The sequence below is a fragment of the Kribbella sp. NPDC026596 genome, from assembly GCF_040638415.1.
In the GTDB taxonomy this organism is placed as follows: Bacteria; Actinomycetota; Actinomycetes; order Propionibacteriales; family Kribbellaceae; genus Kribbella.
Genome location: NZ_JBEZYF010000006.1, coordinates 39,396 through 65,417 on the forward strand (window position 1 = coordinate 39,396; position 26,022 = coordinate 65,417).

General features: G+C 67.4%; 29 protein-coding genes, 1 tRNA gene and 1 pseudogene. 19 read left to right on the forward strand and 12 right to left on the reverse strand.

The annotated features are described in order from the left end of the window. The first annotated feature begins 12 nt into the window (after nucleotides 1-12). From AB0E63_RS06545 to AB0E63_RS06560, 4 genes are all read left to right on the forward strand, one after another. Nucleotides 13-312 carry a hypothetical protein gene (locus AB0E63_RS06545; RefSeq protein ID WP_360362376.1) on the forward strand — a complete coding sequence of 100 codons (300 nt, stop codon included), beginning with the start codon at nucleotides 13-15 and terminating at the stop codon, nucleotides 310-312. Then, a complete protein-coding gene (locus AB0E63_RS06550; RefSeq protein ID WP_360362379.1) occupies nucleotides 237-620 on the forward strand; it encodes a septum formation initiator family protein in 384 nt (127 codons plus the stop codon). The genes AB0E63_RS06545 and AB0E63_RS06550 overlap by 76 nt, the downstream gene beginning before the upstream one ends. Continuing rightward, complete coding sequence (locus AB0E63_RS06555) at nucleotides 617-1,099, forward strand: DUF501 domain-containing protein (protein ID WP_360362382.1); 483 nt, start codon at nucleotides 617-619, stop codon at nucleotides 1,097-1,099. Before AB0E63_RS06550 ends, AB0E63_RS06555 begins: the two co-directional genes overlap by 4 nt. Before the next feature lie 97 nt (nucleotides 1,100-1,196). Beyond that, nucleotides 1,197-2,072: a Ppx/GppA phosphatase family protein gene (locus AB0E63_RS06560; RefSeq protein WP_360362871.1), complete on the forward strand. Its 876-nt coding sequence runs from the start codon at nucleotides 1,197-1,199 to the stop codon at nucleotides 2,070-2,072. On the opposite strand, the gene AB0E63_RS06565 is transcribed toward AB0E63_RS06560, so the two are convergent. Continuing rightward, complete coding sequence (locus AB0E63_RS06565; RefSeq protein ID WP_360362385.1) at nucleotides 2,069-2,641, reverse strand: TetR/AcrR family transcriptional regulator; 573 nt, start codon at nucleotides 2,639-2,641, stop codon at nucleotides 2,069-2,071. The genes AB0E63_RS06560 and AB0E63_RS06565 overlap by 4 nt on opposite strands. Before the next feature lie 133 nt (nucleotides 2,642-2,774). Here AB0E63_RS06565 and AB0E63_RS06570 point away from each other — a divergent pair, with 133 nt between their 5' ends. Continuing rightward, the gene (locus AB0E63_RS06570) at nucleotides 2,775-4,196 is read left to right on the forward strand and encodes an MFS transporter (protein ID WP_360362388.1); all 1,422 of its coding nucleotides are present in this window, start codon (nucleotides 2,775-2,777) and stop codon (nucleotides 4,194-4,196) included. Here AB0E63_RS06570 and AB0E63_RS06575 read toward each other — a convergent pair. Further along, nucleotides 4,176-4,709 carry a flavoprotein gene (locus AB0E63_RS06575; protein WP_360362391.1) on the reverse strand — a complete coding sequence of 178 codons (534 nt, stop codon included), beginning with the start codon at nucleotides 4,707-4,709 and terminating at the stop codon, nucleotides 4,176-4,178. The two genes, AB0E63_RS06570 and AB0E63_RS06575, sit on opposite strands and share 21 nt — an antisense overlap. A 17-nt stretch (nucleotides 4,710-4,726) precedes the next feature. Between AB0E63_RS06575 and AB0E63_RS06580 the strand changes: the two genes are divergently transcribed. Continuing rightward, nucleotides 4,727-5,557 (forward strand): uracil-DNA glycosylase, encoded by an 831-nt coding sequence (locus tag AB0E63_RS06580; RefSeq protein WP_360362395.1) that lies wholly within the window; start codon nucleotides 4,727-4,729, stop codon nucleotides 5,555-5,557. Between the two features lie 208 nt (nucleotides 5,558-5,765). Beyond that, nucleotides 5,766-7,073 (forward strand): NAD(P)/FAD-dependent oxidoreductase, encoded by a 1,308-nt coding sequence (locus tag AB0E63_RS06585; protein WP_360362398.1) that lies wholly within the window; start codon nucleotides 5,766-5,768, stop codon nucleotides 7,071-7,073. Here the strand turns inward: AB0E63_RS06585 and AB0E63_RS06590 are convergent. The 3 genes and pseudogenes from AB0E63_RS06590 to AB0E63_RS06600 form a co-directional block, all read right to left on the reverse strand. After that, a pseudogene (locus tag AB0E63_RS06590) lies at nucleotides 7,070-7,794 on the reverse strand (glycoside hydrolase domain-containing protein). The gene AB0E63_RS06585 and the pseudogene AB0E63_RS06590 sit on opposite strands and share 4 nt — an antisense overlap. Further along, nucleotides 7,775-8,431 (reverse strand): response regulator transcription factor, encoded by a 657-nt coding sequence (locus AB0E63_RS06595; protein WP_360362401.1) that lies wholly within the window; start codon nucleotides 8,429-8,431, stop codon nucleotides 7,775-7,777. Before AB0E63_RS06595 ends, AB0E63_RS06590 begins: the two are co-directional and overlap by 20 nt. Beyond that, nucleotides 8,428-9,546, reverse strand: coding sequence for a histidine kinase (locus AB0E63_RS06600; RefSeq protein ID WP_360362404.1), 1,119 nt, complete (start codon nucleotides 9,544-9,546; stop codon nucleotides 8,428-8,430). The genes AB0E63_RS06595 and AB0E63_RS06600 overlap by 4 nt, the downstream gene beginning before the upstream one ends. Nucleotides 9,547-9,650: 104 nt before the next feature. Between AB0E63_RS06600 and AB0E63_RS06605 the strand changes: the two genes are divergently transcribed. The 3 genes from AB0E63_RS06605 to AB0E63_RS06615 all read left to right on the forward strand — a co-directional run bounded on the left by AB0E63_RS06605 (nucleotide 9,651) and on the right by AB0E63_RS06615 (nucleotide 10,811). Beyond that, nucleotides 9,651-10,157: an ACT domain-containing protein gene (locus tag AB0E63_RS06605; RefSeq protein WP_360362407.1), complete on the forward strand. Its 507-nt coding sequence runs from the start codon at nucleotides 9,651-9,653 to the stop codon at nucleotides 10,155-10,157. Beyond that, nucleotides 10,154-10,702 (forward strand): peptide deformylase, encoded by a 549-nt coding sequence (def, locus tag AB0E63_RS06610; RefSeq protein WP_360362410.1) that lies wholly within the window; start codon nucleotides 10,154-10,156, stop codon nucleotides 10,700-10,702. The genes AB0E63_RS06605 and def overlap by 4 nt, the downstream gene beginning before the upstream one ends. A gap of 26 nt (nucleotides 10,703-10,728) precedes the next feature. Then, a tRNA-Leu gene (locus AB0E63_RS06615) sits at nucleotides 10,729-10,811 on the forward strand. A 97-nt stretch (nucleotides 10,812-10,908) separates the two neighbouring features. On the opposite strand, the gene AB0E63_RS06620 is transcribed toward AB0E63_RS06615, so the two are convergent. Next, entirely contained in the window at nucleotides 10,909-11,502 is a 594-nt protein-coding gene (locus AB0E63_RS06620; protein WP_360362413.1) for a tyrosine-type recombinase/integrase, read from the reverse strand. Here AB0E63_RS06620 and AB0E63_RS06625 point away from each other — a divergent pair. Together AB0E63_RS06625 and AB0E63_RS06630 are read left to right on the forward strand one after the other, a co-directional pair. Next, a complete protein-coding gene (locus AB0E63_RS06625; protein ID WP_360362416.1) occupies nucleotides 11,400-11,702 on the forward strand; it encodes a UTRA domain-containing protein in 303 nt (100 codons plus the stop codon). The two genes, AB0E63_RS06620 and AB0E63_RS06625, sit on opposite strands and share 103 nt — an antisense overlap. Before the next feature lie 8 nt (nucleotides 11,703-11,710). Further along, nucleotides 11,711-12,367 carry a 2'-5' RNA ligase family protein gene (locus AB0E63_RS06630; RefSeq protein WP_360362419.1) on the forward strand — a complete coding sequence of 219 codons (657 nt, stop codon included), beginning with the start codon at nucleotides 11,711-11,713 and terminating at the stop codon, nucleotides 12,365-12,367. A 99-nt stretch (nucleotides 12,368-12,466) separates the two neighbouring features. Here AB0E63_RS06630 and AB0E63_RS06635 read toward each other — a convergent pair whose 3' ends face one another. Continuing rightward, nucleotides 12,467-13,027, reverse strand: coding sequence for a hypothetical protein (locus AB0E63_RS06635; RefSeq protein WP_360362422.1), 561 nt, complete (start codon nucleotides 13,025-13,027; stop codon nucleotides 12,467-12,469). A 2,206-nt stretch (nucleotides 13,028-15,233) separates the two neighbouring features. On the opposite strand from AB0E63_RS06635, the gene AB0E63_RS06640 reads away from it, so the two are divergent. Further along, entirely contained in the window at nucleotides 15,234-16,238 is a 1,005-nt protein-coding gene (locus AB0E63_RS06640; RefSeq protein ID WP_360362425.1) for a methyltransferase, read from the forward strand. A gap of 76 nt (nucleotides 16,239-16,314) precedes the next feature. Next, nucleotides 16,315-16,440 (forward strand): hypothetical protein, encoded by a 126-nt coding sequence (locus AB0E63_RS06645; protein WP_360362428.1) that lies wholly within the window; start codon nucleotides 16,315-16,317, stop codon nucleotides 16,438-16,440. A 71-nt stretch (nucleotides 16,441-16,511) separates the two neighbouring features. On the opposite strand, the gene AB0E63_RS06650 is transcribed toward AB0E63_RS06645, so the two are convergent. Beyond that, complete coding sequence (locus AB0E63_RS06650; RefSeq protein WP_360362431.1) at nucleotides 16,512-16,667, reverse strand: hypothetical protein; 156 nt, start codon at nucleotides 16,665-16,667, stop codon at nucleotides 16,512-16,514. 47 nt (nucleotides 16,668-16,714) lie between these two features. Between AB0E63_RS06650 and AB0E63_RS06655 the strand changes: the two genes are divergently transcribed. Then, nucleotides 16,715-16,885 (forward strand): hypothetical protein, encoded by a 171-nt coding sequence (locus AB0E63_RS06655; RefSeq protein ID WP_360362434.1) that lies wholly within the window; start codon nucleotides 16,715-16,717, stop codon nucleotides 16,883-16,885. A gap of 97 nt (nucleotides 16,886-16,982) precedes the next feature. Here AB0E63_RS06655 and AB0E63_RS06660 read toward each other — a convergent pair whose 3' ends face one another. Both AB0E63_RS06660 and AB0E63_RS06665 read right to left on the reverse strand, forming a co-directional pair. Then, a complete protein-coding gene (locus AB0E63_RS06660; RefSeq protein WP_360362437.1) occupies nucleotides 16,983-18,416 on the reverse strand; it encodes a SpaA isopeptide-forming pilin-related protein in 1,434 nt (477 codons plus the stop codon). A gap of 796 nt (nucleotides 18,417-19,212) precedes the next feature. Continuing rightward, a complete protein-coding gene (locus AB0E63_RS06665; RefSeq protein ID WP_360362440.1) occupies nucleotides 19,213-19,668 on the reverse strand; it encodes a hypothetical protein in 456 nt (151 codons plus the stop codon). Between the two features lie 692 nt (nucleotides 19,669-20,360). On the opposite strand from AB0E63_RS06665, the gene AB0E63_RS06670 reads away from it, so the two are divergent. Both AB0E63_RS06670 and AB0E63_RS06675 read left to right on the forward strand, forming a co-directional pair. Beyond that, nucleotides 20,361-20,585, forward strand: a complete 225-nt coding sequence (locus AB0E63_RS06670) for a hypothetical protein (protein ID WP_360362443.1) — start codon at nucleotides 20,361-20,363, stop codon at nucleotides 20,583-20,585. A gap of 29 nt (nucleotides 20,586-20,614) precedes the next feature. Next, nucleotides 20,615-21,040 (forward strand): low molecular weight phosphatase family protein, encoded by a 426-nt coding sequence (locus tag AB0E63_RS06675; RefSeq protein ID WP_360362446.1) that lies wholly within the window; start codon nucleotides 20,615-20,617, stop codon nucleotides 21,038-21,040. Nucleotides 21,041-21,458: 418 nt separating this feature from the next. Here the strand turns inward: AB0E63_RS06675 and AB0E63_RS06680 are convergent, their stop codons facing one another. Beyond that, the gene (locus AB0E63_RS06680) at nucleotides 21,459-22,700 is read right to left on the reverse strand and encodes an amidohydrolase family protein (RefSeq protein ID WP_360362449.1); all 1,242 of its coding nucleotides are present in this window, start codon (nucleotides 22,698-22,700) and stop codon (nucleotides 21,459-21,461) included. A gap of 975 nt (nucleotides 22,701-23,675) precedes the next feature. Beyond that, nucleotides 23,676-24,377 (reverse strand): class I SAM-dependent methyltransferase, encoded by a 702-nt coding sequence (locus tag AB0E63_RS06685; RefSeq protein WP_360362452.1) that lies wholly within the window; start codon nucleotides 24,375-24,377, stop codon nucleotides 23,676-23,678. Nucleotides 24,378-24,704: 327 nt separating this feature from the next. Between AB0E63_RS06685 and AB0E63_RS06690 the strand changes: the two genes are divergently transcribed. Both AB0E63_RS06690 and AB0E63_RS06695 read left to right on the forward strand, forming a co-directional pair. After that, the gene (locus AB0E63_RS06690) at nucleotides 24,705-24,968 is read left to right on the forward strand and encodes a DUF4331 family protein (protein WP_360362455.1); all 264 of its coding nucleotides are present in this window, start codon (nucleotides 24,705-24,707) and stop codon (nucleotides 24,966-24,968) included. Nucleotides 24,969-25,291: 323 nt separating this feature from the next. Then, nucleotides 25,292-26,020 carry a hypothetical protein gene (locus AB0E63_RS06695; protein ID WP_360362458.1) on the forward strand — a complete coding sequence of 243 codons (729 nt, stop codon included), beginning with the start codon at nucleotides 25,292-25,294 and terminating at the stop codon, nucleotides 26,018-26,020. Nucleotides 26,021-26,022 lie beyond the last annotated feature (2 nt).

A 26,022-nucleotide genomic window follows, 5' to 3' on the forward strand; every position in this document is an offset into this window, starting at 1 on the left:
TCAGGAGCTGACATGCCGTCCCGTCGGGAATCCGGTGCACGACCCGGCTCGCGTCCGTCGAGCCGGACCCAGTCGCGTCCACCGGCCCGACGGGGCGACCAGCCAAAACGCCGTACGACGGGGACCTCGCCCGGCCCGGCTCGCACCCGGGGCTCGCGTAACCTGACCGGCCGGGCGGCCGTCGTACTGCTCGTGCTCGGCGCGCTGATCGTGTCGTACGCGCAGAGCCTGCGGGTGTGGTTCGACCAGCACCAGCAGATCACCGCGCTGCAGCAGGGATCCGGGACCGGGAGAAGCGCGTCGGCGAGCTGAACGACGAGATCGCCCGCTGGAACGACGACGCGTTCGTGAAGGCGCAGGCGCGGCAGCGGCTCGGCTGGGTGATGCCCGGCGAGGTCGGCTACCGCGTGATCGGCGCGGACGGCAAACCGGTGGGCGCACCGCCGGAGCCCAGTGCGCCGTCGGACGGTACGACGGAAGCCCAGAAGCCGACCTGGTACACCAAGCTGTGGGGGAGCGTCGAGGGAGCGGGTAGGCCGCCGGCCCCGGCTGTGGCGCCGACCCCGGCCAAGCCCACCCCGAAACCCATCCTCACCCCGTCGCCTAAAGTGACCCGGTGAGCGTTAGTCCTGCGGACGAAGAAGCGGTCGGCAAACAGCTGGGCCGCACCCCGCGCGGCATCCGGTCCGTCGCGCACCGCTGCAGCTGCGGCCTGCCCGACGTCGTCGAGACCGAGCCGCGCCTGCCGGACGGTACGCCGTTCCCCACCACCTACTACGTGACCTGCCCGCGCCTGGCGTCCGCGATCGGCACCCTCGAGGCCGAGGGCATGATGAAGGAAATGACCGACCGCCTCACCACCGATCCCGAGCTGGCTGCGTGGTATCAGGCGGCGCACGAGTCGTATCTGGCCCACCGCGAATCGATCGAGCACGTCGAGGAGATCGCCGGCATCACCGCGGGCGGCATGCCCACTCGCGTGAAATGCCTCCACGTCCTGGTCGGCCACTCCTTGGCCGTCGGCCCCGGCGTGAACCCGCTCGGCGACGAGGCCCTGGAAGCCCTGGACGACTGGGGCCGCCGAGGCCCGTGTGTCTGACGCCGCCGCGTCCTCTGCGTCCACCAGGCCCGCCGCGTCCGCCGGAACCGCCGGGACCGCGAGCCGCGTCGCCGCCGTCGACTGTGGGACCAACTCCATCCGCCTGTTGATCGCCGATCTGGTGGACGGCTCGTTGGATGAAGTCGATCGACGGATGACCATCGTGCGGCTCGGCCAGGGCGTGGATTCCACGGGCGCCTTCGCGCCTGAGGCGCTGGAGCGAGTGTTCAAGGCCTCCGACGACTTCGCCGCAGCGATCCGTGCGGCCGGGGTCTCCCGGACCCGGTTCGTCGCCACCTCCGCGGCTCGCGACGTGAGCAACCGGGACCAGTTCTTCACCGGGATCGCTCTCCGGTTCGGCGTGGAGCCGGAGATCATCTCGGGTGCCGAGGAAGCCGAGCTCACCTTCACCGGCGCAACCGCGGGACTCGCCGCCCTGCACGTACCCGGCCCCTACCTGGTCGCCGACATCGGCGGCGGCTCCACAGAGCTCGTCCTCGGCGACGTTGACGGAGTGATCGCGGCTCAGTCCCTCGACATGGGATCCGTTCGCATGACCGAGCGACACATCACCTCGGACCCCACGACCCCCGACGAGCTCGCCGCCATCACCAAAGACGTGGACGCACTCCTCGACCGCTGTGCGGTGCCCATTCGGGAGGCCCGTGCGCTGATCGGCGTCGCCGGGACCGTCACCAGCGTGGCCGCGGTCGCCTTACGACTCCCGGAGTACGACCGCACTGCCGTCCACCACGCACGCCTCACCCAGGCAGAACTCCGCGCCGCCACGACCTGGCTGACGAACTCCACCCGCGCCGAGCGTTCCGCCGTACCGTCGATTCACCCCGGCCGCGTAGACGTGATCGGGGCCGGCGCCCTCATCCTGCAACGCCTGTTCGACCGCATGACCGTCAACGACGTCATCGTCTCCGAACACGACATCCTGGACGGCGTCGCACTCTCGCTCGGTTAGCGGGCGCGGACTCCGTCGAGGGCGATCTCCAGTACGCGCACCCGCTGGTCGTCGTCGACGAAGCCGGCTGCGGTCAGGCCGCTGACCATCCGGAGCAGGTCGTCGAAGCTGACGTCCGTACGCGCCTCGCCCGCGGCCTGGGCGCGTTCGAACAGCGGTGTGCCGGCGGCGTACATCGCCTCCCGGGCAGTCTTGAACCGGTCCGAATCGCGGTTGAGCGACTCCCAGATCGCCCGCTTCGTCGCGGCGTACTGGACGAAGCGACGCAGCCAGGTGGTCAGGGCTTCCCACGGCGGCAGGTCGGCGACGTCCTCGGCCGCGAGGCAGAGCTCCTCGATCTCACCGAAGTACACGGCGTTGAACAGGTCCTGCCGGGTCGGGAAGTTCCGGTACAGCGTGCCGATGCCGACACCCGCCTGGCGGGCGATGTCCTCCAGGGACGCATCGGCCCCCTTGTTGGCGAACGCGTCCCGAGCCGCGGCGAGCAGCGCGTCGAAGTTCCGGCGCGCGTCGGCCCGCGCCGGGCGCCGTACGTCGACCTGCAGGGCCGGCCTGCTCTGTTCACTCACCACTCGATCACCCTAGCCAGTTGAAACCGGAGGCATCCCTCCGTTATAGTGGAGGCATACCTCGACTTTACCAGGCCGGGGAACTCTCGCGCCCCGAGCGTGGCGCGCTCCACCCCTTTCGAAGGACTTCTGCATGCCTGAAATCAGGTCTGGAAACCCACGGCTGACGCTGGCGGTGCTGGCGACGGTCGTGGCGTCGTTCTCGATGTTGCAGTCGCTGGTGAGCCCGGCGCTGCCCGTCATTCAGCACGACCTGCACACGACCGCGAGCACCGTCACCTGGGTGTTCACCGCGCTGCTCCTGTCGGTCTCCGTGGCGACCCCACTGCTCGGCCGGATCGGCGATATGTACGGCAAGGAACGCACACTGCTCGTCGGGCTGATCGCCCTCGCGGTCGGCTGTCTGCTCGCCGCGCTGGCCCCGAACGTCGGCGTACTGATCGGAGCCCGTGTGGTCCAAGGTGTCGGCGGAGCAGTCTTCCCGCTGTCGTTCGGCATCATCCGGGACGAGTTCCCGGCCGAGCGGGTGCCGTCCATGGTCGGCGTGGTGTCCGCGATCATCGCCGCCGGTGGCGGGCTGGGCATCGTGTTGGCCGGCCCGATCGTGTCGTCGCTCGGCTGGCGCTGGCTGTTCTGGATCCCGATGATCGTGATCTCGCTCGCCGCGGTGATGGTTCGCCGCTACGTCCCCGAGTCGCCGAACCGGGTGCCCGGGCGAATCGATTGGCTGGCAGCCACATTGCTGTCCGGCTGGCTGGTCGCGCTGCTGCTCCCGCTCAGCGCAGGACGCTCGTGGGGCTGGGCCTCATTGTCGACAATCGGATTGTTCGCGCTTGCCGTCGTACTGCTCGTTGCCTGGATCACCGTCGAACTGCGCTCGCGGAACCCGCTGATCGACATGCGCATGATGCGGCTGCCGGCGATCTGGACCACCAACCTGGTGGCACTGCTCTTCGGTGCGGCGATGTTCGCTGTGTACGCGTTCGTACCGCAGTTCATGCAGATCCCGAAGATCGCGGGCTTCGGGTTCGGCTCGAGTGTCACGCAGGCCGGTCTCTTGATGCTGCCGATGCTGGTCACGATGGCTGTCACCGGTTCGCTGAGCGGTCCGTTGGCTCCGCGTTTCAGCGTGAAGTCCCAGGTGGTCTGGGGTTCCGCGCTGAGCCTGGTCGCGTCGCTCGCCTTCGCCGAGTTCCATGACGAGCCGTGGCAGGTCGCCCTGTCGACCGCGCTGTTCGGCGTCGGTCTGGGGCTCGCCTACGCCTCGATGACCAGCCTGATCGTTCAGAACGTCCCGCGGGAGCAGACCGGCGCCGCCACCGGCATGAACGCCAACATCCGCACCATCGGCGGCTCGATCGGTACGGCGCTCGCCAGCTCGATCATCACCGGCCACATCCAGCCCAGCGGCCTCCCCGCCGAAGCCGGCTTCACCAACACCTTCCTCCTCCTCTCCGCCTTCGCCGCGGCCGCCGTACTCCTCGCCCTGGCCATCCCCAAGGCGCGACGTGTTGTGGTGCCGGTTGCGCAGCCCTCAGAGGAGCTGGTGGCCTAACCTGTCGACCGCTGCGAGAACCCTGTCCCACGGGAGCTCCCGCCCGTCTTCGGCCCGCGGTTCGAGCAGGTCCCACTCCACGAGTACGACGCCTGCCGCGCGCAGCGTCTCCAGATGACCGGCCCACGCGGGATGCCTCGCGTGGGCCGCGTTCACTCGCGGGAACACGACCATCGGCGTGCTCCCAAGCCCCTCCGAGAGCACACTCAACGCCTGGTTGTCTCCGATGCCGAGCGCAAGCTTGGCCACCGTGTTCGCACTGGCCGGCGCCGCCGCGAACAGCTCGATCGGCGGGTGTGGCTGAGCCTCCCCAGGCCGCCGGGGCTGCGACCGTACCGGCAACCCGGTGATCCGTTCGAGCTCCCACCGCTCAGCCGGCGCCATCCACGCAGCCGCCGTCGGCGTGAGGGAGATGGCGGGCTGGTGCCCGCGCTCGAGGAGCGGTTCGATCAGCCCCACACGCAACTGCTCGACGCCGCCGGTTGCCGACGCGACCACTCCGATGACGCTCATGTCTCTAGTCTGAACGGATGAAGCTTCCGCATCCGCTGACGGGGGACTTGTTCGAGAGCCCAGTGCCACCCGGGACCGGCTGGCCGGAGGATCCCGCCGTACGACGAACTCCGGTGGCGCACGACGCACCTGAGGTTCTGAGGCTGTCGGAGACCGGGCAACTGCGAGAACTGGAGGCTCGGGTTTCGGTGTGCCGGGCTTGTCCGCGGTTGGTGGAGTGGCGAGAAGACGTTGCCGTAGGCAAACGAAAGTCCTTCGCCGACCAGCCGTACTGGGGCCGGCCGATCCCCGGCTGGGGCGCAGTCGAGCCGCGGATCCTGATCGCCGGCCTCGCGCCAGCGGCGAACGGCGGCAACCGCACCGGCCGCGTCTTCACCGGCGACCGCTCCGGCGACTGGCTGTTCGCCGCCCTGCATCGCGTCGGCCTCGCCAACCAGCCCACCAGCGAACACGCCGGCGACGGCCTCCACCTCATCGCCACCCGCATGATCGCGGCCGTCCGCTGCGCCCCACCCGCCAACAAACCCACCCCCACCGAACGCGACACCTGCGCCCCCTGGTTCCGCGCCGAACTGAACCTGGTCCTCCCCACCACCCAAGCCATCATCTGCCTAGGCAAATTCGGGTACGACGCTCTCCTCGCCGGACTGCAGTCCCTGGGCGCCACCATCCCCAAACCCCGCCCGCCCTTCGGCCACGCAGTCGAGCACCCCATCGAAACCCCGCACGGCACCGTGACCGTCCTTGGCTGCTACCACCCCAGCCAGCAAAACACCTTCACCGGCAAACTCACCGAACCCATGCTCGACGCCGTCCTCACCCGAGCCAAGACCCTCGCCGACCTGTGACCTGTAGTGGGCTTGCGGTTTTGTGACGGTGGTTGTGAGTGCTGGCGACCGGGTGCTTCGGGCCGCACCATGAGGGGATGGTGGTCCCTCGGGTGGGGGAGCGTTCGGTGGGTGAGATCACTCGCGGGAGGGTTTGTGAAATGTTTCACGAGCCCTTAGCGTTGAAGTGAACATGAAGTCGGAGAACCACTCAGGGAGAGTGAACCGCATGACAGCCCAGGTGCCGCACATCCTCGTCGTCGGAGGCGGTTACGTCGGGATGTACACCGCGTACGGCCTGCGCCGCGCGGCTCGCAAGGGCCGGATCCGGGTGACTGTGGTCGACCCGCGTTCGGTGATGACCTATCAGCCATTCCTGCCCGAGGCTGCGGCCGGCTCGGTGGAGCCGCGGCACGTGGTGGTGCCACTGCGTAAGACCCTCAAGGGTTGCCGGGTGGTGACCGGCCGGGTGACCGGGATCGACCACGCGCACAAGGTCGCCAAGGTGATGCCGGAGGAGGGTCCGGAGTACGAGCTGGCCTACGACCAGATCGTGGTCGCGCTCGGCTCGATCGCCCGTACGCTGCCGATCCCCGGCCTGGCCGAGGAGGCCACCGGGTTCAAGAACGTCGAAGAGGCGATCGCGCTGCGCAACAAGGTGCTGGACCGTCTCGACGTCGCGTCGTCGCAGCCCGACCCCGCGCTGCGCAAGTCCGCGCTGACCTTCGTCTTCATCGGCGGTGGGTACGCCGGTGTCGAGGCGTTCGCGGAGCTCGAGGACATGGCCCGTTACGCCACCAGGTACTACGACAACATCAAGCCCGAGGACATGCGCTGGGTGCTGGTCGAGGCCACCGACCGGATCCTGCCCGAGGTCGGCCCGGATCTCGGCAAGTACACCGTGGACCAGCTGCGCAAGCGCAACATGGACATCAAGCTGGAGACCCGGCTGGAGTCCTGCGAGAAGGGTCACGTGATCCTCAGCGACGGCGACGAGTTCGACGCCGACACGATCGTCTGGACCGCCGGCGTGAAGGCGAACCCGGCGCTCGCCGCGACCGACTTCCCGCTGGACGAGAAGGGCCGCGTCAAGACGCTGGCGAACCTGCGGATCGAGGGTGTCACCGACGCCTGGACCGCCGGTGACAACGCCGCCGTCCCCGACCTCACGAGCGAGACCGGCGCGTACTGCGCTCCGAACGCCCAGCACGCGGTCCGCCAGGCGCGCCAGCTCGCCGCGAACATCCTCCGGGTGGTCGACGGGCAGCCGCCGCAGGACTACAAGCACAAGTACGTCGGCTCGGTCGCGAGCCTCGGCCTGCACAAGGGCGTCGCCCAGCTGTACGGCGTCAAGGTGAAGGGCTGGCTGGCCTGGTTCCTGCACCGGACCTACCACGTGTCCCGCGTCCCCACCACGAACCGGAAGGCACGGGTCATCCTCGACTGGACGCTGGCGCTGTTCTTCCGGCGCGAGGTCACCAGCCTGGGCAGCCTGCAGACCCCGAACGACGAGTTCCGCCGCGCGACGCAGTCCTAATGATCGGCGGGAGCGGCACCCCATTCGCTGGGTGCCGCTCCCAGCTGTACGACGATCCGCCCGCCGCGCGTCACGGATGACTCCGGCAACCACGACTCAGCTCGCGTGCGCCCGTTCAACGTCAGCGACTGCACGTACTGGTTCGCATCCGATGTCGCCGGCGCTTCCACAGTCAGTCGTACGCAGTTGCTCCGCCGCAGCTCCACCTTCGGGAACAGCGGGCTCCCGACCAGCAGCTCAGCACGACCGGGAGTCTGCGGGAACAGCCCAATCGTGGCGAATACGTACCACGCGGACAGCGTGCCCAGATCGTCGTTCCCCGGGAGCCCCGACGGCCCAACGCCGTACACGGTGTCGACAATCTCCCGCGTGGTCGCCTGCGTCTTCCAAGCGACGCCGAGTCCGTTGTAGAGCCAGGGTGCGTGCAGCCCCGGCTCGTTGGTCGGGTCGTAGCGGAGTGCGCTGCCGCCCACGACCGCCCAGTTCCCGTTCTCGTCATGGAAGAAGCGTCCAGCCGGTGTACGGCGGAACCGTTCATCAGCGTGGCGAGCCCAGACACGTCCTGCGGGACCATCCAGGTGTACGTCGCACTCGAGCCCTGAGCGAACCCGACATCGGTGGACGGCGTGAACCCGGGCTGCGGGCGGACGGACTCTTCAACGTTAGAACGCCTAGGTTGCCATGCGGTGATGCTGAGGTGTCTAGTGCAACAGACCTGCATCGTGAACCAGCAAGGCGATTTGCACGCGGTTGTTCAGGTCGAGTTTGGTCAGGATCCGGGAGACGTGCGTCTTCACGGTCGGGACGCTGAGGTAGAGCGTCGCGCTGATCTCCGCGTTCGACTTCCCCTCGCCGACCGCGACGGCGATCTCACGCTCACGGGAGTTCAGGCCGTCGAGCCGGGCGCGCGCCTTGGCCTTGCGGTCGTCGTGGCCGGAGGCGGCGACGCGGGTGATCAGGCGTTGGGTGACGGCCGGCGAGAGTACGGGCTGTCCGCCGGCCACCCGGCGTACCGACTCGACGATCTCGGCCGGCGGGGTGTCCTTCAGGACGAAGCCGGCCGCGCCCGCGCGGAGTGCGCGCAGAACATGCTCGTCGGCGTCGAACGTGGTCAGGATGACGACCTCGGGCGCGCCCGGGCGCCGCCGTACCGCCTCCGTCGCGGTCAGCCCGTCGGTGCCGGGCATCCGGATGTCCATCAGGATGACGTCCGGAGCGAGCCGGTCGATCAGTCCTTGTACGCCGCTACCGTCACCGGCTTCACCGACCACCCGGATGTCCGGCGCGCCCGCGAGCATCATCTTCAGCCCGGCACGCAACAGCGGATCATCGTCGATGATCAGTACCCGAATGGTCATGCGGGCCACGGTAACCAGGCGAAGAGGCGGAACTCGCCGTCGGGGGTGCGACCGTGTTCCACCCGTCCCTCGACCAGGGCCGCGCGCTCGGCCAATCCCTTCAAACCCTGACCGTCTCCTCGTCTGCGGTTCGGCGCCAGGTTGCGCACCTCGACTTCGAGGCCGTTGCCTGGGGCACCGGTCACGCTGATGCTCACCTGCTCGCCCGGCGCGTGCTTCATCGCGTTGGTGAGACCTTCCTGCACGATCCGGTACGCCGTACGCCCGACGTGGTCCGGCAGTGGGCCGGGGGCATCCAGCGTGAGATCGACGGGCAACCCCGCGGTGCGGGAGCCATCGACCAACTGCGGCAGGTCGGCGAACGTCGGCTGCGGGAGTTCACCCACCGGAGCTCGCAGTACGCCGATCACCTCGCGAAGATCCTGCAGGGCCTGGTGCGCGCTGGCCCGGATGATCTCGGCGGCCCCGGAAACCTCCTCGGTGGACGCGTCCGGACGATAGGCCAGCGCGCCGGCGTGCACGCTCAGCAGCGACAACCGATGCCCGAGTACGTCGTGCATCTCACGGGCGATCTCCTCGCGGGCCCGCATCTGGGCCTGCTCGGCCTCGAGCTTGGCAACGGTCTCGGCCCGCTCGGCGCGATCGCGCAGCGTCTGCAGGAGTTGCCGGCGCGAGCGGATGTAGAAGCCCCAGCCGGCCACCGCGATGTAGACAGCCACGGCGGCGACCGCGAGCGCCTGCTGGTCGTCCTTCTGCCGGACCTGGAAGTACATGACCAGGCTGACGGAGTTCGCGACGAAGATCAGCAGCGACGTACGCCATGGCTTGTGGATCGCCACCGTCATGATCAGCAGCAGCGTCGCGCCGCTGGCCGCCTCGGAGTAGATCGAGACCACGGCCGCGACGAGGGCCAGCTGGACCGGCCAGCGCCGGCGGAACCAGAGCGTGAGGCAGAGCGCCATCCCCGACAGGAGGTCCAACGCGAGCAGTGTCTGGTTGACGGGGTCGCGCTCGCCTTCGCTGTACGTGTACAGGCCGAGCAGGACAGCCAGGACGAAGGTGATGCTGTCCACGATCCAGTCGCGCGTACTGCGGCGGTGCGTGGACCCGGTCATGCTCCGAATGTAGCGGTGCGTAAGCGCTCTCCGGAGCCTTTGGGGCTGTCCGGATACCGAAGTCGTTTTCTTGAGCTACTTAGGTCAACGGTAGGTTGCCGGGCATGAGTCAGCTCGCTGTCACCGTCATCGGACCCGACCGCCCGGGCATCATCGCGGACGTCACCGAGGCCCTGGCCGGGACCGGGGTCAACCTCGAGGACTCGACCATGACGCTGCTGCGCGGTCACTTCGCGATGATGATCGTCTGCTCCGGGCCGTTCGACGAGGTGAAGTCTGCGCTGGAGCCGCTGCGCGGCGAGCTGGTCATCACGGTGCGGCAGGTCGGCCCCGAACACGAGCACGCGCCGATCGGACCGCCGTACATGCTGAGCGTGCACGGGGCGGACCGGCCGGGGATCGTGGCGGCGGTGACACGGATGATCGCGTCGGCCGGCGGGACGATCACGGACCTGACGACCCGGCTCAGCGGGGAGCTGTACGTGCTGACCGCGGAGGTCGAGCTGCCTCCGTCCGCTGACCTGTCGATGCTCTACCGGGCGCTGGAGATCACTGCCGAGGAGCTCGGCGTCGGCGTCACGTTGCGCCCGGCCGAGAGCGACGACCTGTGACCGTCCTGACCGGCTGGAGCCCTTCGCAGCTAGGTGTTTCCGGCGAGGTTCTGGAGGTTCTCCACGCGCCGCACCCCGTCCTCGCGACCGAGGGCGCGACCGTGGATCCGCTCGACCCGGTCATGATTCAGCTCGCCGCCGACCTGGTCGCAACCATGCGGGTGTCGCCCGGCTGCGTCGGGCTGGCGGCGCCGCAGGTCGGAGTAGCTGCGCAGATGTTCTCGCTCGACGTCACCGATCACCCCAAGACCCGCACCTGCCACGGCGTCTTCGTCCTCTGCAACGCCGTCGTGGTCGAAGCATCCCGCCAGGAGAAGGGCCGCGAGGGCTGCATGTCCGTCCCCGACTTCACCGGCGACGTCAAACGCGCCACCCGCCTGACCGTCACCGGCGTCCTCCCCGGTACGACGGACGAGATCACGATCACCACCGATGCCTTCGAAGCCCGCGCCCTCCAGCACGAGATCGACCACTGCAACGGCGAGCTCTTCCTCGACCGCGTCGCCGGCGCCCACGCCGTCTACCCCCGCAAGGTCTACAAGTAAGTTGTAGTCTCAGTCCTCGCCGTACAGCCCGGGTGGCGGAACGGCAGACGCAGCGAGCTTAAACCTCGCGGCCCTAACAGGCATACGGGTTCGAATCCCGTCCCGGGCACTGACCTCTGACCTGCGAAGATGCGTTGCGGGGAATATTAGCCAGGCTGCAAGAACACCCGCGATGGTTGCAACAGCGGTTGCAGTTGTCACCGCAGTCATGCCCACAGCGCCTTCGCCATCTTGGCTGCAGCGTCCTCGGCAAGCTTGCTCGTCACATGGGTGTACCGCTTGGTCACCGCCAACGACGAGTGCCCGAGGATCTCCTGCACAACCCGGATGTCAACGCCCTGCTCGAGGAGCAACGTGGCCGCTGTGTGCCGTGCATCATGCGGCCGCGCGTCCCGAAGGCCGGCCGATTTGAGCATGGCCTTGAACTCAGCCCAGTCGCGCCGCGGGCTGATCGGCCTGCCAGTCGAACCAGCGAACACGAGATCCCAGTCCTCCCACTGATCCCCTGCGGCAAGCCGTTCCACTGACTGAGCCGCCTTCTGAGCCTTCAGTTGCGGGATCAGCGGCTCAGGGATGACGCTCCACCTGGTCTTGCCGCCCTTCGGCGGTCGGAACTCCCACTCACCACCCTGCCGCTCCGGGCAATACCGAGCGTGATTCACACACGCGGCAGCACACGTAGCACGATGACGAGTCTTTGCGCACTCGCGCGGATCTGAACAGCCATGCGAGAACCTCTTGCGCTTCACCTGCCGCACCTGAACACGACGCTTCTCAAGATCGAGATACCTCCAGCGCATTCCAAGAGCCTCGGACTAGCGACATCCTCAAGCTGGCTCCCGGCATGCCGGTCCTCCATGTCATCCACACCGCGCGCAGTGCAGATGGTGACGTCCTCGAAGTATCCGAGTCAGTTTGGCCGGCCGATCGCGTAATGCTCATCGACGAGTACGAGATCACCGCCGAAGCCGAGCAGCCAAACGCACAATCGGAGATCTAGGAGGACCAATGACAGACAAGCCAGAGTGGATGTGGCGTCACGCAACCGAACTCCGCAACCACTGGTGGTGGCGCCCAGGCTGGCACATCGGGACGCGCTTCTACGCCTTCCACCTCGCGGCGGGCGACCGGGACGAGCTCGCGGGTCTGATTGCGCGATATCAGCAGGCAATCGAAGGCATCCCAGGATTGGACATCATTCCCCGCGAATGGCTGCACATAACGATGCAGGGGCTTGCGTTCGTGGATCACATCTCGCCCGAAGACCTCGCGTCGGTGGTGAAGACGAGCCGCGCAGCACTGACCGAAGTTGATCCGTTCAGCCTCGTTTTCAATCGTCCTCTCATCCGACCAGAAGCACTCGTCCTGGTGCCGGAGGACGTGAGACCTCTCAACGACCTTCGAGACACTGTCAGGTCAGCGATCAACAAGGCTGTGGGGCAGGGCGTCATCGACTTGGGCTCCACAGACTTCCAACCACACGTGAGCTTCGCATACGTCGAGGCGGATCAGGCGGCCGCCGACGTGCTCACAGCGCTTGAAGGCGTCCAGAGCACAGCCACACGGTTCCGCGTCGATGAAGTGCCGTTAATCGAGATGCACCGCGACAACCGGATGTACGAGTGGCGGGTGCTCGACACGTTCCAGCTTTCAGCGAAGCACTAGGCCGCGGACGTGTTCCTGACCCACCTAGCCTCCATCGCTGGCGCTGTCCATCTTTAGGGCGCTGCCAGCGGCTGTCAGCGGCGAGTGGGTTTGTTGTCGTTAGCCGATCTCCGCGACCACCGCGGCGCAGACATCGTCGGTCCGGCCGGTCTGCTTGACGACGCCAATCCTGCGCAGAAGCTGGTCGTCGGACTGGTCAGTCGGGGTGCCAGCGTTGTCGAACAAGAACTCGACGACCGTCTGCCCAGTATTCTGGGCGATCCGCTCGCCGTTCTCGTTGTACCACACGATGTTGCCCATAAATTTGACCCGGTAGGTCAGAGTGCCGTCACCGTTGTCCGTGATGCGATGCTCACCGCCGTTGTACGACCCGACCGAGGTGACTGACTCTCCGTTCGCCACGTTGGTGGCGGAGTCTTTGAAGTCGGCGTGATCGAAGTTGTACACCAGACCATCGGGGCCGTGGGAGTTGATCCTGTACCTGCCGTCTGCCACGCCGGCTTCCGCGACCGTTAGGCCAGGAACGTCACAGTAGTCCTCAGAGAGCTGGGAGTACTCATCGTGGAATGTACCCCGCTCGATGAGCGCCGCCGAAGCGGAACCCGCCGTCCAGACCGACGGCCCGGACAGGCCGACCAACACGGCCCCCACAACTGTCATCGCACGAGATCGCCTCATGATGCCCCCGGTGATTGACGCGACGCACTTCGAATGGCGGCCCCGTTCCCGGCATACGCCTGGTCGAGCTACTGCGCAACGGCTCGACCGAGTCCGACCGTCTTTCCCACAGGAAGCTGCATCACCCGAACGAGCCTCATCTGCCGCGAGCTGTGCTTTCGGCTGTCGCAGATCACCTGGTGGACGAGTGTCGCGCATCACCGGACGGAGGACACTCCGTCGCCCCGGTTGCCCCCGGTGTGCCCCGGTCTGCCTGACAAGTTTCTCTACGTCTTCAAGACGGGCCCCTCCAGGGCCCGAAAGCGCGCCGCCACCACAGGGCGGGACGCCTGCCCGCCACTCCGCTCCGCTGCGTTCTGGGCGCGTCCCTTGGCTTGGCGCGCACGTGCCAACAGGGTGCCGGGGCGAAGACAGCAGAACTCGCCATCAACGCTCGACACCCTGTCGGTGCATCACTCGCCGGATGGCCGGCTACCCGCCTCACCCGATGACCCAAACCGCCCGCCTGACCGTGGGGGTTCCGCATCGCCCCGCTAGCAATCATGGAGAAGTCCGGTCCGGCCCGGCACGCGTCAAGCGCGCCTACGGCGTCGCAAGCGATCGAGCAAGCTCGACCCTTGACCCGCACCGCTCCGAACCTGAGGTCGGCAGCTATCGGGGCGACGCGGAGGACTGCCCGCCGCGCTGACACGTAGCCGTCAACTCTGCGAGGGAAGCAGACCCTCAGACGACTTCAAGGGACCGGGTAGTCGTCCCGGCCGCCCGCCCACTTGCGGTTGGGGGTCAGTCGTGTTCCGGGGTCAGACTGTTGTCCCCGGCGCGGTAAATGATCGGGACATGGCAGGGCACTCCGCAGATGCGATTCTGTACCGGAGCGGAGACAGGATGGCCACAGGCGAAGCCGTCGGCGTTGGCATCTATGGCGTGCCAGAAATCAGGGTCGTACCCCTGGTCGATTAGGTCACTCACAGACAGCAGCAGAGAGCCGGAGGGGCACCCTGTCTCTGTGGGTGTGCCAGCAGCCGCTGAGGTAGCGCTGAGCGCCATAAGTCCAGTGGCCATTAGGGTGCCCGCAGCACCAAGGGCTGCGACGCGGTGTAGTCGACGGAGCATGATTAACCCCCCTGGGTCATGATCACCACACATTGGCGCAGACAGCGCACGATGTTGGCCTGTTTCCGGATCGAGGTCTCGCCCCCCGGCGCCGCTCCCCTCATAGTGCGTGACCTCGCTATACGCGATACGCCGGCCATAGGCACCTGTCAAGAGAGAGGACCCAGCAGTACCTGAGCGCTGATCGTCCCGATCGCTGTGCGCGCTCCCCGATCGAACACAGGGTGGGACGCGGGTTGACGCGTAAGTGTCATCCACGGCCTGCAAACAGCGACCGACACGTACACCAGCGAAGTAAAGCAACCAGCTCGACCAAGAGCGGCCCGCATGCTCAACCTTGACCGTGCACAACTCTCGAACGGCTGTCGTCGACCGCCGAGCTCCGAGTTCGCAACGCGGGGCGTGGTTGCAGTAGCGGTTGCAGTTCGCCCCAGTACGCCACTGGTCGAAGGGGTTGCCGCCCAAGGTAGCCCGACTCCCATGAACCACCATGGACGGTCAAGGACGGGACCAGGTCGAACTTAAACCTCGCGGCCCTAACAGGCATACGGGTTCGAATCCCGTCCCGGGCACAAGACGCGAGTGTGGTCCGGCCCACGCGTGCTCCGCGGCCGCTCTCTTCGTCGCTCCGCTCCTCAGCGCACCCGCTACGCCCGCTCCCACCCACCCCCCGGCTCATCGCCGGTGCATCCCTCCCGGCTACCGCCGGGTCTTCTGGCTTTCGCCAGGAGTTGCCGGCTGCCGCCGGCGACCTGCGGGCTATCGCCCGGGGCTTGCGGGCTGCCGCCCGGTTGTGCGCGCTGCCGCGCGGCACCAGGCACTGTGTTCCACCAACAGAACGGCGACACACGTCCGCCAACTGATGTGCGACGGACTAGCAGCCTGGGCGACCACCCGGGACGCAGTGCCCAACGCACGGACATGCCGAATTGAGGACGTCTGGCTGTGGGTGCCCGGCCAATGTTCCGCACGAACGTGCGGATGCGCCCGTACGCAGTTCTACGCATGCCCGGCTCCGACAAGATGGGCACTCTTTCCGATGCCGTGCCACCGGCCCGCTGCATAGCGTGCGCCCATGGAGACTTCCCGAGAGCTACACCGCCTGGTTACCGGGTACCAGGTATCGCAGGCGGTGCATGTCGCCGCGACCCTGGGACTGTCCGACCTGCTCGCCGACGGCCCGAAAAGCGTGGCCGAGCTGGCTGACGCCACGGGGGCGGACGCACGTTCGCTGACCCGCCTGATGTACGCAATGGCCGCGGTCGGGCTGTATGTCGGCGACGGTGACGAGAGGTTCGCGAACACCGAGCTCGGTGACGCCTTCCGAACCGATGCGCCGAATTCCGTCGCCGGCTGGGCGCGCCTCGTCGGCCGGCCGTACCACTGGCAGACGTACGCCTCGCTGGAGCACAGCATCCGCACGGGTGAGAACGCGTTCGCAGCTGTCCACGGGGAGTCGGTCTGGGACTACCTTGCCAAGCATCCCGCCGAGCAGAAGGTCTTCGACGAAGCCATGACGGCCTTGTCCCAGGCGGTGGCCGACGAGGTCGTCAATGCCTACGACTTCGGTCAGTTCGGCACGGTCGTCGACGTCGGCGGCGGTCGGGGGATGCTGTTGGCCGCCGTCCTGTCGCGCTACCCCTCGGTCAACGGCGTGCTGTTCGACCGGCCCGACGTCGTAGCCGGCGCGCACGAACTGCTGTCGTCGATTGGTGTGTGGCAGCGCTGCCGAGGGGTCGGAGGCAGCTTCTTCGACTCTGTCCCGGACGGCGGGGACGCATACCTGCTCAAGGCGGTGATCCACGACTGGCCGGACGCCGAGTCCGTCGAGATCTTGCGCACCTGCCGGCGCTCGATGCCGGCGCACGGTCGCCTGCTGTTGGTGGAGCAGCTGCTGGACGAGTCTCCAGACCCCGTTCGGACGGCGCTGTCCGATCTCACCATGCTCGTCGTGGCAGGCGGCCAGGAACGTACGACGGACGAGTACCGCTCGTTGCTTGCGGCGGCCGGCTTCGACCTCATCCGTACGGTGCCGACCGGGAGCGATGTATTCGTGCTCGAGGCAGCGCCAGCTCAGTAGACGCCGTCCGTCTGTTCCGGGATTCCCATCGTCGGCGCACCCCCAGCTGCTCGGTGCTCCGCACACGAGGTCGAGTATGAACACAGTCGCATGCCGTGTTCAGGCGACGAATCTCGGATCGTCGCAGCCCATGTCGCGCATCTTCGCGGCCGAGAAGACGATCATGAATCTCGTCGCCCGCAGTGCCGACACCCTCCGTTGACGGACCGTACGGGATCGCGGCCGCGGACCGCGATCAGCAGTCGGATCAATAGAAGACCGCCGGAGATCGGTCTAGTCGACCATTAGAGCGGGACGGCACCACGCAAGCTCGGGCGGCAGGCCACCATCTTCAATGCGAGCGTTGGCGAGGAGCCGCATCTTCTCGTTGGCGAAGTGCTGGGCGATGAGTGCTTCGGCGAGGTGCTGTCGTGCGTCGGCACTGGTCATGTTTCCTTTGCACAGCTACACCAAGACAGGGGACCGCGACCTGCGGCGTGCTGCCGAGGGCAACCGTCTCACCGACGTACGGCGAGTCGTCGCAGGCGGCCTTGTTGTTCACCGTCACGTTCTTCGTGGCGTCGCCATCGGCCGCGTGGTTCGCCGGCACTGTCTCGATGACGGCGTACGTGCCGACCAGCAGACTGTCGACGCACGGTTCTCCGTGAGTGCATACACAGAGCCCAAGGCGTGGGCCTTGGGCTCTGTGCTGTTGCTGTTTTGTTGGTTGCGGCCGAGTGAACCTAACCGCCGATCAAGCGTCGATCACGGGTCGATCACGATCGTGCAGTGGACGGTCGTTGGTGCCTCCACTCCGGTGACGGTCCGGGAGGTGTCCCAACCCGTCGCGGGAGTGTCGCTGCCGGTACCCGTCGTGTTGTCACAGGTGATCGTGGCCGATGTCTCTCCGGAGCCACCGTCCCGGAAGTTCACCTGGATGTCGGACAGCGGCGGATCCGTGAACGTCACGACAGCCGCCCCTGTTGGCGGGGTGTCGGTGCAGTTGGTCCCTGTGACCACGGTGACCGTCTCCGGTCCGGGGTCCGTGGGGAGCCCGTAGCCGGGCGGCGCCGACGTCTCGGTGACGTCGTAGTCGCCGGGCAGCAGCCCGGAGACACACACCTCACCGATGGTCGGGTCCTCGTCGCCTGCGCCGTTGTCCGTGACGCTGGAGCCGTCATACGAGAAGACGGCACCCGCCGCAGACACTGGTCCGCCCTTGGTGCTGTTCTTCACGATCGCCAAGGCACCGACCTGCAACGTGTTGGTGTACGTGCAGTCCACGGTGTCGCTCGCCGCGAGGTTGAAGCTGACCGTTCGACCGCTGATGGTGATCGTCGTACCGTCCCCTGTCTCAGAGGCCGAGCAGTTGAGGTTGGTAAACGCGAACGTCGGGGCCGGATCCGTCTCCGTGACGCTGTAGCTTCCCGCCTGGACCGCGCCGCCGTAGTCACGGGACTCGCCGTTCTTCAGGCCGAAGGTCGCCGGGACCAGGCCACCGGTTGTCGTGTAGTTGAAGGTGGTGTCCGTCGGATCCGGGCTCGGGTCGGTCACCTTGCGGATGATGACCCGGCCACAGTTGGCGATGTTGACGTTGCCCGGGCCGACCAGATCCTTCATCTGCGCGGTTCCGGAGTTACCGGACGACCGGCTCACGGCGTAGGTCTTGCCGAAGGCCGTGCAGACACCCGGCGTGAACACACCGGCGTCGGTCAGGTTGATGATCGCCTCACCGAACTCATTGATCCCAGACGTCGACGACACCGACGTCTGCGCCGGTGGAGTCGGCGGCGTGTTGGTGTCCAGGACCGACGCCGTGGTGTTCACCCTGCCCTCGGCGAAGCCGCCTGCGGTCAGGTTGGTCGCCGTTCCCCAGCACGGCGGGCTGACGGAGCCCACCTCGCAGGCTCCGGAGGTCACCCAGCGTCGCAGCGTGAGCACAGGGGCGTCCCCGGCGCCGCCCTCGAAGTCGTACACGATCAGCATGTCACCGGCGGTACGTTGCACCAGGCCGTCCGAGCCGGCCGGACACGCGGTGGAGCTCTGGTTGAACTCGAAGCCGATGTGAGCAGACGGCGACGTGGTGTTCTGCGGGATGCGCGTCCAGGCCAGGCCCAGGAATACGTCACCGTTCACCGTTTTGCTGGTCACGTAGACCCGTTCCAGGTCGTCCTTGTTCGGCGCCTTCCCGGTATTCACTGTCGGACAGTTGTTGTCCTGCTTCGTCCCGCCAGCGAACGCGGAGTCACTGTTCGTGGCTTGTGCGTCCTCCAGACCGGTGAACGCCCAACCCGCAACAGTCTTGACGGCCGTTCGGCTCGGTGCGGTGCCCGTCCAGGTAGTCGGAGCGAAACTGTTCCAATCGAAGTTGATCGGTGCCTGCGGCGCCAGGTTGCCGTCGTCGCCCTCGAATTGCGCCGCATCCGAGACGGGACCCGCAAACGCCGGCGACGAGGTCGCTACCAGACCGAGTGTTACCAGGGACACGGCCGCCAGCCCGATGATTCCGCGCCTGTGCCGTAGCCCCCGACGGTGAGCGTGCTCACCGCTCTTACGTAGTCGAATCATGCTGATGCTTCCCTTCGATTCGTCGATTCCCCGAGTCGAGGCGGCCGCTCCGCGAACCGTCTTGTCACACGTGTCGACCTGTGCACAGCGAGACTCAACCGGTCGAGCCGGCTATGCCGCACGCGCGTCGGCGGCGACCGTGGCGGTCCCGGTCCGGCGCGCAGGACTGCGGGCGAGCGGTTACTCCACCGTTCGCCGAAATGTTCGAAATCCCCCACTGCATCCCCCACAACAGAACGAGTCACCCATACACATCAAGCAACTAGGGGCGCTGACTGAATCGACCTATGCACGCCGCCCCGGTAGCGGCGGCCCTGGAACGCCGGGTGCCACCAGAGCGGAGATCGGCGTGGGCGGCGGGATCGTTGACAGTCCCGCCGCCGTCGCGGGACGCGATGCTGCTCGTCGAGCACCGAGACGTGTCATGTCAGCTGGTCAGGTGGACCGGAGGCAGGTCGTCACCGGTCAGCGTCAGATCGAACGCGGCCGACAAGATGCGGACCTGCTGGTTGCCTGTGCACGTGAGCGTGGAGATCGGCGCGATCGTGAGCGAGCCGGTCGTTTGCCCGTTACGCACGGGGAAGGTGCCTGTCGCGTTGACGTTGATCGTCTCGGTCTTGGGTACTCCGTTCACGGGGTTGCCGCTCTTGGTGAAGCATTGCGACGTTGTGGTGACGGTGCCGGTGAGGTTGAAGTCGACAGACGTCACGGTGTTACCGAGTCCGGCCGCCTTCCACTCCACGACGAGACTGTTGCCTTGTACGGTGGCCGTCGGGCCCTTGACGTAGTGTGGGCTGTCCGCGAGGGCCGGAGAGGCCCCGACCGCGATCACGGTCAACGCCGCGAACAGCGTACCCACCAGTGTGATCAGCTTTCTGCGCATGAATCCCCCTAGGACGTTCTGATACCTTGTCGGACTTCCAGCCCGGTTCCAGCCCGTGCTGATGTTGGTCAGACAAACATTGGTTCTACCAACAGTGGTCAGACCAACATTGGTCCGGCCGATGGTCGATGACTGGGCGCAGGCCGCCTCCCCGTTCACGTTCGCGGGGTGCGTTGCTCATGGGACGGCATCGCAGTGCGCAGGGTCTCTACGCGGCTCGCAGCGATGGCACCGCATTGGGTGCATGGTTGAGCGCGCCTGCAGTGTGGGCACGCTTACGCGTGTCGATCACTCCCCGGGCACACTTGGTAGGCTGTGAGCTACCCTCTCGTGCGGGCGGGTAGTGGGCATCATGAAGTGGCGCTTCGTGAGATCGCAAAACGCACGCGCGGGAGGGCCACGCGCACGCCGCAGCGCCGGACCCGACCAGTATGTCCGCCCGGTCGGCCGCGCCGAAGCACGAAGAAATAGGTCCACATCGACCCCCATGCCGACACCCGATGGTGCCGACCGACTCTGCGCGCCCCCTCGCGCCGACTCGATTTGACGTTAACAAATCGTGACCCGCCCGTCTAGCAAGTACCTGCAGACACTTGCCGATACGAGTCAGCTCAACGAGCATTGACTCAGCTCACACTGACTGAGAAATAGCTGAGTGATGGGGATAGGGGCTGATTAGGTCGGCCAGCCGCATGGATGTTTCGAAGCGGGCGCGGGTCCACGCTGCGCTCGGTGACCCCGGTCGGCTGGCGATCGTCGACCTACTGACCGCCGGCGATGCCGCGCCCGGCGAACTTGGCGCCGCGCTCGGGCTGCCCACCAACCTGATCGCCCACCACGTCACGTGCTCGAGCAGGCCGGTCTGGTCAGGCGGAACCGTTCCGACGCCGATCGGCGCAGAACCTACATCCAGCTGATACCTGAAACCCCGGCCGCCGCCGCGCCGGTGCTTGCGGCGGCACGGCGGATCGTGTTCGTCTGCACCCACAACTCCGCCCGCTCCCAGCTTGCCGCGGCGATCTGGCCCCAGCACAGCCCGATCCCCGCCGCATCGGCCGGCACCGACCCCGCCGACCACCTCCACCCCCGCACCATCCGCATCGCACGACGCCACGGCCTACACCTCGACCGTGCCGCCACCGCCCACATCCGCGATACCGTCCGCCGCGGCGACCTGGTAGTCGCGGTCTGCGACGCCGCCCACGAACTACTCACCCGCGACCCGCCCCGGCCCAAGCCCCGGCGCCGGCTGCACTGGTCCGTGCCCGACCCTGCAGCCGTCAACACCGACCGCGCGTTCGAAACCGCCTACGCCGACCTGCTCAGTCGCATCACCCGGCTCGCCCCCGCCCTCACCCCGTCCACACACTGACCGACCACAACCCCACACCAGACCGATCGCGCTCGAGCCTCCACGAGGGGCGCCGACGCGTGCCGACGTGCGGGTCGGCGGCGTGCGCAAGGTGGCGAACCGTCCGGCCGACGCTGGCGGGTCATGCGAACCGCATCCCAATGCGCACAGACGGGCCGTCCGCGTCCGCTCCTTGAGACCTCGAGCTCCCGTCGCGCGACAACGCTGGATCGCCGCACAATTGCCGGTCACGGCGCACGGTGTAGACACGCGTCCAGGCTTCGCGCGGCGAGCGGCGACGATGGCCGGCAGGTACCCGCGTGATCGGGCGCACGGCGCACGGCTGCTCTCCAAGATTGACGCGCGGTCCGCCGGTACCGCACGGCCCTTCTCACCGGTCGGGACCGCCGACATGCGCCCGATCGACTTGCTGTGCTGATCAGCCGACAGGCTGGCCGCGCACGACGACCTTGCGCACCTCCCGCAGCCCTGTCAGGTCCCGGGCCAGGTCACCGGCGACCACGATCAGGTCCGCGTCGTAGCCGGGGGCAAGTTTCCCCTTGCGCTCGCCCAGCCCGCACACCTGCGCAGCGATGCTGGTGGAAGCAGCCAGTGAGTCCACCACACCGGCCACGGCGGCGAGCTCAACTATCGACTCGACGTACAGCCCGTGGGCCTTGTTGGGCGCGATCCCGGCGTCGGCGCCGCCGACCAGCCGGACCCCTGCTCCATGCATCCGCCTGACCAGGCCCTGGCGTTTCTCGATCAGCTCCTCGGGGGTGACTCCGGCCTCGCGCATCCGCTGCTGTAGCGCCTCCGGCGCGCGGCGCAGCGCCTCGACGGTGAACCCTCCGACGGTGGGACACACGGCCATCCCGCTCGCGGCCAGCGCCTGAAGTTGCGCGTCGGAGGCACTGATATCACGCAGCGCGGCCAGCCCCGGCGCGGCGGCGTCTTCCGACCGCGTCAGAAAGCCGGCGTGCTCGAGCCCGTCGGTGCCGACGGTGACCGCCTGGTCGATCGCCAGGGCCGCGTGCGCGTGCGCGGTCACCGCCAGCCCGGCGGCGTGGGCCGCGTCCACGAGCCGCCGCAGGTCGTCGAGGGCGAACTGGGGCGCATAGATGTCGCTGTCTGGTGTGTTGATGCCTCCGCTGGCCATCACCTTGACCACGTTGACCCGCCGCTCGACCCGCTGCCGGACCGCGGCCTGCAGCGCGTCGGCCCCGGCTGCCTCCCCGCCGAGGTACCAGCAATGCCCGTGGGGCGTCGTGATCGGCGGGCCCGAGGCTACGATCCACGGCAACCCGTCGTCGCGGGCGCGTTGCGCGTCGCGCCGGTTGACGACGTTGAAGTTCCGGTCGCCCAGGTCGCGCACCATGGTCACCCCCGCGGCCAGGTGCCGGCGCAGCGCCTCGGTCACCACGGCCTCGATCTCCTCGTCGCTGTAACCGGCCACCCGGTCCAGCGCCATCGACCCGCTGTCGGCAACTAGGTGCACGTGAGTGTCGATCAGGCCGGGCAACACAGTCGCGTCGCCGAGGTCGTGCAGCGGGCAGTCGGCGGGAAGGTCGTACGCCGCGGCCTCGACCCCGAGGATGCGGCGGCCGTCGACCAGCACGGTGGCGCCTCCCGCGACGAATCGCTCACCATCGAAGCAGGCAGCCGCCCGGACCGCGTACATAGGACTCACCTACACCCATGGGCCGGAGCCTGACAAGCAACGGCTGGGGACACGGCCGGGCGAGGGATGACCGCGGTTATGCCGCCGCGCGGTGAGTGATGATCTGCCCGGGCCACCAGGCCTGGCGGCCACATTTCCTGGCTGGATGCCCCCCAGGGGGCTCCGGCCGTCGGTAGGCTCACCGACGGCCGGGCCCACCGGGGACTGGACCCAAAGGTCGGGCAGCGGGGTCCTCGGACGTAGTGCTGGTCGTGGTGCGAAATCCTCGGCACCGAGGAGGAAATTCGCGTGTGGTGCGGCGAAAGCTGTACGCAAATCTGCTGGTAGAGGTCCAATCGCAAGCTGTAGGTCCTTCTCGTAATGAGAAGGTCGTCAGTCCGACGTCGACACGTGGCCCAACCGGAAGCGCGTGGCGCGGAGGCAGCACCCGGCCGCGGACGTTCGCGGCTTCAATCTTCTCGCCTCGGTGCGGCCGGACACCGCCGGCTGTGATCCGCAAACTAGTCCCGCAACTCTTGTCGGCTAACTGATGCGCGACAGGCTGGTGTGCCGACCACCTGACCCGCCGACAACGAACGGATCTGCCGAATTCAGGACGTTCCTCAGGGAGTCCGTCGACCTCCGCTCAGCGGACGGCTGTGAGGTCGAGGCCAGTCCCGGTGGGGGCATCAGGGCAGACGGTTGTGGTCGATGGTGTAGATGACCTCGGCCCTGAGGGTGGTCAGGATCGCGGTCTCGACCTCGGCGGACTCACCTGTGCTGGCGCGGTCGCTGGTGGTGACGTCGGGTGAAGCCCGGCTCTGCCCTGGTGCGGTCGACGGCGCGGCTGAGTTCGTTGCAACCGGTCCGGCCGGTCAACCAGTCGGCGTTAAGGTGACCCACGCCCGCTCGGCATGATGGCGGTATGGCAGCGGCGGATGGATGACAGATCGTCCTCGGCTGAGGCTGTGCGTGGCTTCGGCTGGGGTTGGCGAGTTAGTCAGCGGGCGTACAAACGAGTTCGCCGCCGAACTGCCCGGACTGCTCAATGATCCGGAAGCCGTGGCGCTCCAGTTCGAGGCGCAGGGCCTCGGCCGTCAGGTGACGGCGGTGCGGGATGTACCAGGAGCTGCCGAATCGGACCGAATCGGTGACCTGGGTTGGCACTGGGGTCCAGACGATGCCGGTCCTCGGGTCGTAGTGGTCATCGTCGTCGTGGACGCGGCCGGGTTCATACATCGCGGTGCTGATCAGATACCGGCCATCAGGTTGGAGCCGACGGTGCACGCCCGCCAGGACGTTGCCGCGGTCGACGTCTGTGACTATGGACTGGAGGCAGAAGATGTCGATCACATAGTCGAAGCGGGCATCGGCATCCGGCCACTTACAGATGTCTTGCACGGCGAATCGGATCTCCAGGCCGCGCGCCTCGGCGAACTGGCGGGCTACCGCGATGGCGTCCGGCACAAGGTCAACAGCGTCGACCTGGAAGCCGCGCTGAGCAAGGAAGCAGGCGGCCGCGCCTGTGCCGCAGCCGTACTCAAGCACCCGACGACCGTGGGCCTGCTCGCCGGTCGGCAGCACGCGATCCAGGAAATCACGGGCCTGGAAGTCCTCGTATGCCACGCCTGTATCGCGTGTGTGCAGGTCGTTCCATAGGTTCAGGCCTTCGCGACGAAGGCGCTCGTACGCGGCCATATGTTCCGCTTCGTAGTATCGACCGGACATCCGTGCAGTGTATGACCGGACGCCAGCCACCACGCCCTAAGCAGTCGACGCCGGGATACGGACTTCGCTGACGGGCTCATGACCAGAGCGCGCGCAACCGCTCGTCCCAGATCTGGTGTTCGAACGTACGGACATGCCGCCGAGAGTGAACCGCGCGGCGCCGGCTCGGATCTGGCGCACAGGGCAGATCTGGGCGATCTGATTGTGGGTCTGCTCCGAATTGCTGGCGCAATGGGTGTTCGGCTGTCCGCGATGTTGCGGTCGGGTGAGTGCTGACAGGTCTGTGAGGAGGACGCGATGGTCACGAAGTACGCGGTGTTGGGGGTGGCGGCGGTCGCGCTTGCCGCCGTGACCGCTGCCACGACGTTAGGCACGGCCGGCGTCTTCAACGTGTCTGACCGTGAAGCGCCACGGATCATGCTCGACCCTGCGGCGGACAACACAGACGTCTTCGCGCTCCCCGCGCAGGAAGGGCCTGGCAAGCTGATCGCCGCTACCAACTGGGTGCCGCTCGAGAGCCCGGCCGGCGGCCCGTACTTCGGCAAACTCGACGTGGTCTGAACGACATTCGACCGGTCAGCGGTCGGGTCGCGTGCACGAAGTACGCCGGGCAAGCGGCTCGCGGTTGCCACCCGTCGACGGGCACGGGCCGCGGCACGATGATCGCCGTCGAGCCGGTCAACGGGTCGGTGAGCCCGATCCGGTCGCGACCGGCGAACTCGCGAAAGCCTGTCACACCGAGGAATGGGCGGGAGCCTACGTCAACGTACTCCGCTTCCTGCTGGCGAAGGTCTTCGACGCCACTGACGCGCTGTTCGGCACGAGTGCTGCACATCACGCCGGCGCAGGACATCACCGGCCCTGCCGAGTGGAATAGTCCGAACGTGGGGATCCTGGACAAAACAATCACGACAATATTCGCTCTCCTGGGCGGCGTTGCCATGGTCGGTGTCGCCACCGACCTCGGCACAGTGGTGGCGACGGACAACGTCCGCGAGCTACATGCCTACGAGGCTGCGCCGCGCTGCTCGGCCGCGCCGTCCACACCGGCCGAATGCCGGTGGACGGAGGAGTTCACCGTGTCCGATATTCACGTCGTCCGGAGCTACCAGACGGGCGACCGCAACGCTGTCCTGACCAGCGCGTCCGGCGCCAGGTGGAACACGGGGTTCCCCAACAGCGGCCCCATCCTCGATCAACTCGACGAGGGCGACCGGGTGACCGGCACGATCTGGCGCGGGCGGCTGACCGAGATCACAGCCAACGGGGACCGCCAGGAGACCGGAAGGGCCCCGGCCGGCGGGAGCGGGCCTGACATCCTGGCGCTGGTCCTGACCTCCAGCGGCCTGCTCGTGATTGTCGTCTGCGCTTGGCGGCTGCAACGCCGCCGCGCGACCCCGGCCATGGAAGCCACCCTCGGCCTGAGCATAGGGCTGCTCTTCGTGGGCCTCTTCTCCGCGGTCGTGCTCTTTGTCCTCGCCGATTTCCTGGCGCCGAGCGTGGCCGACAACTTCTGGCTGTTCGCGGCCATCTTCTGCGCCGGCGCCGCCTGGATGACGTTCATGGAACGCCGGAGCCTCAAGGCACCGCGCACCCCGGGCATTCCGATCTAGGG